The 8,668-nt window shown below is 33.1% G+C and carries 8 protein-coding genes; 6 read left to right on the top strand and 2 right to left on the bottom strand.

Going from position 1 to position 8,668, the window contains the following annotated elements:
- The first annotated feature begins 453 nt into the window (after window positions 1-453).
- The 5 genes from BLV68_RS00270 to BLV68_RS00250 all read left to right on the top strand — a co-directional run bounded on the left by BLV68_RS00270 (window position 454) and on the right by BLV68_RS00250 (window position 6,493).
- Complete coding sequence (locus BLV68_RS00270) at window positions 454-1,602, top strand: double-cubane-cluster-containing anaerobic reductase (RefSeq protein ID WP_093749702.1); 1,149 nt, start codon at window positions 454-456, stop codon at window positions 1,600-1,602.
- A gap of 30 nt (window positions 1,603-1,632) precedes the next feature.
- The gene (locus BLV68_RS00265) at window positions 1,633-2,802 is read left to right on the top strand and encodes a DUF3798 domain-containing protein (protein ID WP_093749700.1); all 1,170 of its coding nucleotides are present in this window, start codon (window positions 1,633-1,635) and stop codon (window positions 2,800-2,802) included.
- Window positions 2,803-2,866: 64 nt separating this feature from the next.
- Complete coding sequence (locus tag BLV68_RS00260) at window positions 2,867-4,429, top strand: sugar ABC transporter ATP-binding protein (protein WP_234949806.1); 1,563 nt, start codon at window positions 2,867-2,869, stop codon at window positions 4,427-4,429.
- Complete coding sequence (locus BLV68_RS00255) at window positions 4,426-5,463, top strand: ABC transporter permease subunit (RefSeq protein ID WP_093749696.1); 1,038 nt, start codon at window positions 4,426-4,428, stop codon at window positions 5,461-5,463. The genes BLV68_RS00260 and BLV68_RS00255 overlap by 4 nt, the downstream gene beginning before the upstream one ends.
- A complete protein-coding gene (locus BLV68_RS00250) occupies window positions 5,450-6,493 on the top strand; it encodes an ABC transporter permease subunit (RefSeq protein WP_093749694.1) in 1,044 nt (347 codons plus the stop codon). Before BLV68_RS00255 ends, BLV68_RS00250 begins: the two co-directional genes overlap by 14 nt.
- A gap of 39 nt (window positions 6,494-6,532) precedes the next feature.
- Here BLV68_RS00250 and BLV68_RS00245 read toward each other — a convergent pair whose 3' ends face one another.
- On the bottom strand, window positions 6,533-6,892 hold the full coding sequence (locus BLV68_RS00245; protein ID WP_093749692.1) for a hypothetical protein: 360 nt from the start codon (window positions 6,890-6,892) through the stop codon (window positions 6,533-6,535).
- A 246-nt stretch (window positions 6,893-7,138) separates the two neighbouring features.
- Between BLV68_RS00245 and BLV68_RS00240 the strand changes: the two genes are divergently transcribed.
- Window positions 7,139-7,645, top strand: coding sequence for a hypothetical protein (locus tag BLV68_RS00240; protein WP_093749690.1), 507 nt, complete (start codon window positions 7,139-7,141; stop codon window positions 7,643-7,645).
- Window positions 7,646-7,688: 43 nt separating this feature from the next.
- Here the strand turns inward: BLV68_RS00240 and BLV68_RS00235 are convergent, their stop codons facing one another.
- Entirely contained in the window at window positions 7,689-8,603 is a 915-nt protein-coding gene (locus tag BLV68_RS00235) for a DUF2935 domain-containing protein (RefSeq protein ID WP_093749688.1), read from the bottom strand.
- Between the last annotated feature and the right edge of the window lie 65 nt (window positions 8,604-8,668).

Genomic DNA, 8,668 nt, shown 5'->3' with positions numbered 1-8,668 from the left:
GTTCGTTATTAGATTACCTATAAGGAATTGAAACATGAGATGACAGATGAAATCAATATCACTGATAAATAGTTATTAGATTACCTATAAGGAATTGAAACGCATCTACTGCTATAGAATATATAATCCCCCCATAATGTTATTAGATTACCTATAAGGAATTAATAATCAATTTCACAAACCACCTTCCATAGAAAAAATGATTTATAAGGATAACCTTGGCAATTATGCCAAGGTTATTTTTGTCAAAAATTCATGGAATTTATGCATTTGTATATGGAAAGGGATGAAGGAGATGGAAGGGAAATTTAGAGGTATGCGTGATAAATACTCTATTGAAATTTATACTATTCATAAAAACTATAATGCAGAACTTTATATAGAAAATATTAATTTGACTATAGTTTAACAAGGGTTATATAATTACTTAGGTAATTTGGAAGGAGGTGTAGCATGTTAAAATTACCGGAGAACTTTGAGAATTACGAGGAAGCAAGAAGGGAAGGCTTTTTAAAGGTGAAAGCTTTAAAGGAAAAAGGGGTTCCCGTTGTAGGAATATTTTGTACATATACTCCTATTGAGTTAATCCATGCAGCAGGAGCTGTTGCTGTTAGCTTATGTGGCACGTCTGAGGAACCAATACACTACGCAGAAAAACACCTACCTAAGAACTTATGCCCCCTTATAAAATCCAGTTATGGATTTGCCATATCAGAACAATGCCCCTACTTTTATTTTTCAGACCTGATTGTAGGAGAAACCACTTGTGATGGAAAAAAGAAGATGTATGAATTATTAGGTGAGATAAAGCCCGTTCATGTTATGCATTTACCCCAAGGACAGGATAAGAAGCATGCTTTTGAGTATTGGAGAGAGGAATTAATAAGATTAAAAGAGGCCTTAGAGGATAGATTCAATGTGAAAATTACTGATGAGATCTTGAGGGAAGAGATAAAGAAAAGAAATCGTGAAAGAAAAATCCTTCTTGACTATTATGAATTAGGGAAATTAAATCCATCGCCTATAACTGGTAGTGAAATAAATGAAACCATAGAGGCATTAGGATTCCAATTTGATAGAAAGGCCCAATGTGATTTCATATTGGAGCGAACAAGGGAATTAAAAGAGAAATATGATAGGGAATTAAAAGGTACTAAATCCAGTAGGCCTAGGATACTAATTACAGGATGTCCCGTAGGAGGAGTAAGAGATAAAGTGTTGAGGACAATCGAAGATTCTGGTGCTGATATAGTAGCTTTTGAAAATTGTAGTGGGGTTAGGGAAAAAATGACCTTAGTAGATGAAAGCAAAGATCCTATAGATGCGTTAACGGAAAAATACTTAAATGTAAGCTGTTCTGTAATGACACCTAATCCGAGAAGATTTGAAGCTTTAGATGAAATGATAGATGAATATGAAATAGATGCGGTAATAGAAGTAGTGCTTCAAGCATGTCATACTTTCAATATAGAATCACATAAAGTAAAAAGGTTTGTAACTGAAAAGAAGAAGAAACCTTATCTGTGTTTGGAAACAGACTATTCAAAAACGGATGTAGGACAGATAAATACGAGAGTAAATGCTCTAATAGAGATGCTATAGGTATTGAATAATTCGAAGGAGGCAATAAATATGATAAGAAAGATTACAGCGTTAATCCTATCTTTTATTATGCTTTTTTCATTGGTAGCCTGTCAAAATACTGATACCGAGAAAGAAGCTGCGGAGAGTTTATCTGAAGACAGTGTGGAGGCGGAGAAGGTTAAAAACTTTAAAATAGGTATTGTAACACCTACACTATCTACTTCTGAAGATGAGTTTAGAGCTGGAGCGGAAATGGCAGAGAAGTATCCAGATGTAGTGAAGCATATAACATTACCAGAAAATTTTAATACAGAATTAGAGACTGGAATTTCTCAAATACTTAGTTTGGCTGATGATTCAGAAATGAAAGCTATTATAGTAAACTCAGGTCAATCAGGCTTATTACCAGCATTTGAGCAGATTAGAGAAAAAAGACCGGACATAATTACAATAGCTACTATGTTAGATGAACCAGAACTTATGGCAAAGTATGTAGATATAAGTTTTGCAACCGACTGGGTACGACGTGGTGAAACCATACCTAAAAAGGCTAAAGAGATGGGTGCCAAGACTTTTATACATTATTCATTCCCAACTCATTTAGCAAAAGAGTCAGTGGCGCAAAGGAAGGAAATGATGGAGAAGACCTGTAAGGAATTAGGTTTGGAATTTGTGGAGATCATTACCCCAGACCCACAAACTGGAGATGGCCCTGCTGCTATGCAACAATTTTTAAGGGAGGATATACCTAGACAAATCGCTAAATACGGTTCAGATACAAATATATTTGGAAGCAATTGTCCAATGTATGATGTTATAATTGATGAAGCATTAAAATTGAAATTCATAGTGGCTGAACAATGTTGTCCAACGCCTACACAAGCCTATCCTACAGTAATGAATCTTGAGATAGATGCAGAAGATCTAGGTAACTATGATAAAATTAATGCACTAATAGCTGAAAAGACTAAAGAAGCTGGTATGACAGGAAGGCTATCAGGTTGGGCTATGCCTTCACAAATCTATGTACCCAAATTTGAAATTGAGTTGGCTAAGTATATAATCGAAAATGGCTTAGAGTTAAATGAAGACATTTTAAATGTAGAATTTCTAGGAGATTTTTCAGAAGAGGTTATGGGTACTAGAGCTGACTTTAGAGCTTTAGATGAGGATACCGACAATTACTATTTATTAGTATTGGAATCAATATATTATTAAACTATATGCAGGATAATTTTATCCTGCATATAGTTTATGAAAGGGGAATTACATTTTGGAGCATGTGCTAAAAGTTGAGAACCTTTCTAAGAATTTTAATGATGTGAAAGCTTTAAATAAGATTAATTTCGATTTAAAAAAGGGAGAAATCCATGGGATAATTGGAGCCAATGGTTCAGGCAAATCCACCTTTGTAAACATTCTGTTTGGTAGTAAACACATTAGGGAAACTGGTGGATATGAGGGGGACATTTTTATCGACAATAAAAGGGTTGAAATAAAGAATACTTACGATGCCATGAAGCTGGGCATAGGAATGGTACATCAGGAATTAGTCCTCCTTGGAGAATTGGATATAAGCAGTAATATAAAGATAAATAGAGAAAACATAATCGAAAAAACAAAGATATTTGGAGATTTTGCCTTAGTAGATAGGACAAAGAATGAAGCAGATGCAAAAAAGACCTTATTGAAATTGGGGGTAGATATTAATCCAAGGATTAAAGTAAAAGCTATTTCAACTAATCTTAAGCAATTTGTGGAAATCGCAAGAGAGATAGACAATGACAAATTAAAAATATTGATACTAGATGAACCTACTTCTTCCTTGAATGTAGAGGAAACCAAGGTATTATTATCCAATTTAAAGGGTATAGCAAAAGCTGGTATATCCATCATTTTCATATCCCATAGGTTAGAGGAAGTAGTTAATATTTGCCATAGAGTAACTATATTTAAGGATGGGAAAATTGTAAATCAGTATGATAAAGATGACTATGATATCAATAAAATGACCATGGATATGATAGGAAAGGAAATAGTACAGGTTTCAAAGAAAAGGAAGAATAACGCTAGAGAAAATATTCTATCGTTTAATAATGTAGAGGTATCCTATGGATATGGACATTATGAGAATATATCTCTGGATATTAAAAAAGGTGAAATTTTAGGGATTACAGGATTAGCAGGGCATGGGCAGGAAATATTTGGATATGGATTGATGGGCTTATATGATATGAAGGGGGATGTAGTATTTAAAGGGGAGAAAATTGTTCCAGGAGATATTGAAACTTTAATTCAAAAAGGTATATACCTTTTACCAGATGAGCGTAAAGAATTAGGATTGCTTTTAGATAGAAGTGTTTGGGAGAATTTAGTTTTTGAATCTTACGATGAGCAGAATAGATTTCTTAAATATCCAGTCCTTGGCAAGTTGTCACCTTTAAACTATAAGGTCATAAGGGGATATTCAAATAATATGGTAGAAAAATTGAATATTAAGGTTAGGGATATAGACCAAAAGGTAATGGATTTAAGCGGAGGAAATCAACAGAAGGTATGTATTGGAAGGGCTATTACTATAGATCCAGAAATCCTTTTTGTAGGGGAACCTACTAGAGGCATCGACCTATATTCTAAAGAGATTATTCTGGATATGTTATTAGAGCTAAACGAAGAAAGGAATACTACGATCATTATCTTTTCAGGCGAAATATCTGAACTAAAAAGGGTTTGCGACCGGATCGCTGTAATGTATAGGAATAGAGTTTTCAAAATATTTGATGGCGATTTTGAATCGGAAGAATTTAGTTTAGCTCTATCTGGAAGGAGTTTAGAAGGAGTATGAATAGATTGAGATTAGAAACGCCTCAACTGATTGTAATATCCTATTTAATAGTTTTAGCGGTAAGCCTTAAATTTATCGGAATTTCATATATAGATATGATAAACGAATCCTTAATAAAATGGGTAATGAATGGGGTATTGGTGTTGTCTTTAATTCCCATGATAAATGTAGGTGCAGGAAGGAATTTTGGGCTGCCTATAGGCATATCTGCAGGATTATTGGGTATGTGTATTGCTTTGGAATTCAGACTTGAGGGGTGGCAAGGTTTTGGAGTATCAGTATTAGCAGGAAGTATAATAGCCGTATTATTTGGATACATATATTCGGTTGTATTGAACAGATTAAAGGGAAATGAAGAAATTGTGGGAACCTTTGCAGGATTTTCATTCATACCTATAATGAATCTTTTCTGGTCCTTAGCCCCTTTCAAAAATAGACAGATGCTCTATCCAGTAGGAGGACAAGGCTTAAGGCCGAAGATCAATTTAGATGGTTATTTTGCTGGGATATTGGATAACTTTTTAAAGATTAATATAGGGAAATTAGTTGTCCCTGCTGGTTTAATATTGTTTTTCTTAATCTTATGTTCTATAGTATATCTATTTCAAAAAACCAGAATGGGAATTACTATGGCTGCAATCCCAGAAAACGAGACCTTTGTTAAGCTATCAGGAATTAATATAAATAGATATAGAAGAATAGCCATAATTTTTTCTAATGTATTAGCTGCAGTAGGGATTATAGTGTATTCACAGAGTTATGGATTCATTTATTTATATGATGGGCCATTTATGATGGCCTTCCCAGCAGTTTCTGCAATATTAATAGGAGGAGCAACTAAGAACAAGGCTACTGTATTTAATGTAATGCTGGGTACATATCTTTATCAGACTACTTTTTTACTTTCCGTTCCAGTGGCTAATGCATTGCTGATATCGGAAATGTCTGAAATTATTAGGATGATAGTGACCAATGGAATAATACTATACGCTTTCCTATACGAAGGGGTGAGGATGAAAAATGAAAAGATATAAAGAATACTATGTTCCAATTTTTTTCTTTATCCTATCCATTTTAGGTATTATTGCTGCCAAAGTGGGTTTTAATTTCATATTGGGTGAATTGTATGCTAGGTTTATAAGGAATGGAATCTTCTTATTAGCCCTAATTTTCCCCATTATGGCAGGTATGGGAATCAACTTCTCAATTACCATAGGAGCAATAGCAGCTCAAATTTCTATGTTAATTGTTATAGATATTGGTTTTACCCCCGGGTTAGGATCTATTATAGTCATATTACTAAGTGTAGTATTATCTATAGTTTTTGGGAATATGATTGGTACTTTACTTAATAGGGCAAAGGGGAAGGAAATGATAGCAAGTATGGTAATAGGTTTTTTGGGAACCAGCTTATATCAGATAGTGTTTATGGTGGCATATGGCACTATAATAAAGCCATTTAATGAAGACATTTTACTTACCAGGGGAATAGGGGTAAAAAGTATGCTGGATATTGGAGAATATAAGAATTTGTTCAGTAATATGCTTCCAATAAAGATTGGGAACATAGAAGGCTCTCTTGTGCCTATAATTATAATCATTATAATAGGAACGGTAGTCCATTTTATAACTAAATCTAAGATTGGTTATCGAATGAATGCAGTAGGGGAAAATATGTACTTAGCTGAAAAGGTAGGAATCCATGTAGATAAGACTAGGAAAATGGCAGTAATAATGTCTACCATATTGGCCTCATTAGCCCAAATCATGTTCATACAAAACTTAGGCATTTTAAACGTATATACGGGTCATTTAAATTTAGATGTATTTTCATCGGCAGCATTATTAGCAGGAGGTGCTACCTTTAAAAAGGTAAATATAAGGAATGCCTTTATTGGAATATTTTTATTCCATACCTTGTTTATAGTATCACCTTTAGCTGGACAAAATATATTTAAAAACCCAGCTCTTGGCGAATATTTTAGAAGTTTTATAGCCTATGGAACTATTGTGTTTGCCTTGATGATAAATTTGAAGAATTTAGAGGAAGCGAAGGACCATTAGTACAAAAGCCCTTGTTCATAAAATCAAGGGCCTTTATGTTTATACTTCTTGTATATCTATCACCAATATATCGTCATCATATATGAAGTCAAGGGATTTTAAGACCTGTTCAACCCTATTTCCGTAAGATTTATGTATTTCAACTATATTTAATGTATATCCCTCGTCCAATTTTTCCATTATTTTATCTTTAAACCATCCTAGGTAAATGCTTATCCTATCATTTAAATCAAAACTTCTTCCAAAACCCGGGTAATTAGTCTGCCTTAGGAAAATATCCTTGTCATGAATATTTAATACTGAGTGTTGAGTGATTATATTTTTGATTCTTTGTTCTGCATTTTTATATGCTATGACGAATACCTTATATTTTGTATTTGGCTTTACTAAGCTGATCATATAAATTGCCTCCTTTAGATTAGACAAAATTGTTAGTTAAATAACTAACTATCTATGTTAATTATATAACAATTATACAAAAAAGTACAGTACTAACAGATAAAATAATAATAATAATAATAATCGACATAAATCTAGCAAAATTATTAAACAATTTGAAAACTATACGTAACCTTATTGTAAATATTTTGTTTAGAAGCCATGATATTATTGGAGCAGAACCAGAAAAAAGGAGGAGATTATGATATGAGAAGGTTACTAGTATATGGAATAGCTTTAACTATGAGCATTTCCATTCTAGGATGTAATCCTAGTAAAGATAAAATAGCTGGGGCAGAAAATCATATTGAAGAAGTGGATGTAGATGTAGAAAATTTAGAAGAGGTTAGAAATACAGTGAAAGAATTTGGAGGTAAACTCCAATCAGTATACCTATTAGCCCCTGAGAATGTCTTAGAAGAATCTATGAAGGAAAACTATGGCGGACTGGTAACCTCAGAGCTAATAGAGAAATGGTTGAAAGAACCTGAAAACGCACCAGGAAGGTTAGTTTCTAGTCCATGGCCAGATCGAATAGAAATATTGGATATAGAAAGGGTATCTGAAAGCAAATATGATGTTGAAGGGGAAATAGTTGAAATTACAAGCAATGAGGATGAGAAAGACATAACTAGACCAATAATATTAACTGTTGAAAAAACAGATGAAAATTGGATAATTAGCGATGTAGTATTAGGCGAGTATAATGAATAGATTTAACCTTGGCAGTAAAGCCAAGGTTTATGTTTTTTATTCATTAACAATTATTTAAAGCCTTTTTAAGTATTCTTATATATCTATTAGCCTCCCTAAGAGTATGGTCAGCAAGTAATGGGTTTATGATGGATTTGATTTTACACTGGATTATGCCTTCTGTACCACTGGTCTTAAATTCTTTAATGTCCTTAGTTGCTTCAAGATTTTTATTTGTTACTTTACAAAAGTCTTCCTCATCAGCTTCTTTAGTTTCCTTTAATAGTTTTTCAAACAAATGGACAAAGGAATCGGCTGTTTTAAATAATTGCTTTTCAGTAGGATCTAATAATCCCCTTATATATTGGGCATGTTCTCCCATGATGTCATTCCAAAATACTTCTTTTTCCAAAATATCCTCCATTGGTATCCTTTTTTCTTGAAGGGCTGATAGGGATTTTAAATAATATTTTCCCTCTTTTATTAGGTGATCCAACATGTTAGGATATATGAACATGAATATATTACAGTCCATAAACTGAACTAATAATCTTTCCTTAAAATCAATTAATTCCTGTAATAAATTGATATATCTGTTATTTAAATTAAAAACATAGTTTTCTATATAAGGGGTAAATTCATAATCAGGGTCGGAAATAAGTTTTAGTTCAGCTAATGTTAAATCCCTGTTTATACATACTCCTGTTAGGTCTTCTAATATCCTTTCTGCATCTAGTGTAAAAGGGGTTGCCAACTCTTTTGAAGCGATGACTTCTTTCGATATGGTTCCATTAGCTATATTTACTGTTTCCATCAGCAGTCCTTCAAAGGACCTTTTGAATTCGTCAGCTTCTAATATATAGTTGCTATTCTTTACAGGTAGACTAGCTTGGATGAAAGTCATGTGTTCCTTCATAATTCTGCCAAAAAATAGGTTGAGTTCTAATGAATTTTGAATAAATTCCTTTCTTTCTACCATAGAATTCCTCCTTTACAAATATATCTAACTAATAAATTCTATTAGGTATTAGGAAGGTTTATTAC

Origin of the sequence: Tepidimicrobium xylanilyticum, assembly GCF_900106765.1 — a bacterium.
In the GTDB taxonomy this organism is placed as follows: domain Bacteria; phylum Bacillota; class Clostridia; order Tissierellales; family Tepidimicrobiaceae; genus Tepidimicrobium; species Tepidimicrobium xylanilyticum.
Note: the sequence above shows the minus strand (reverse complement) of the source record. Positions and strands in the feature narration are given on the sequence as shown.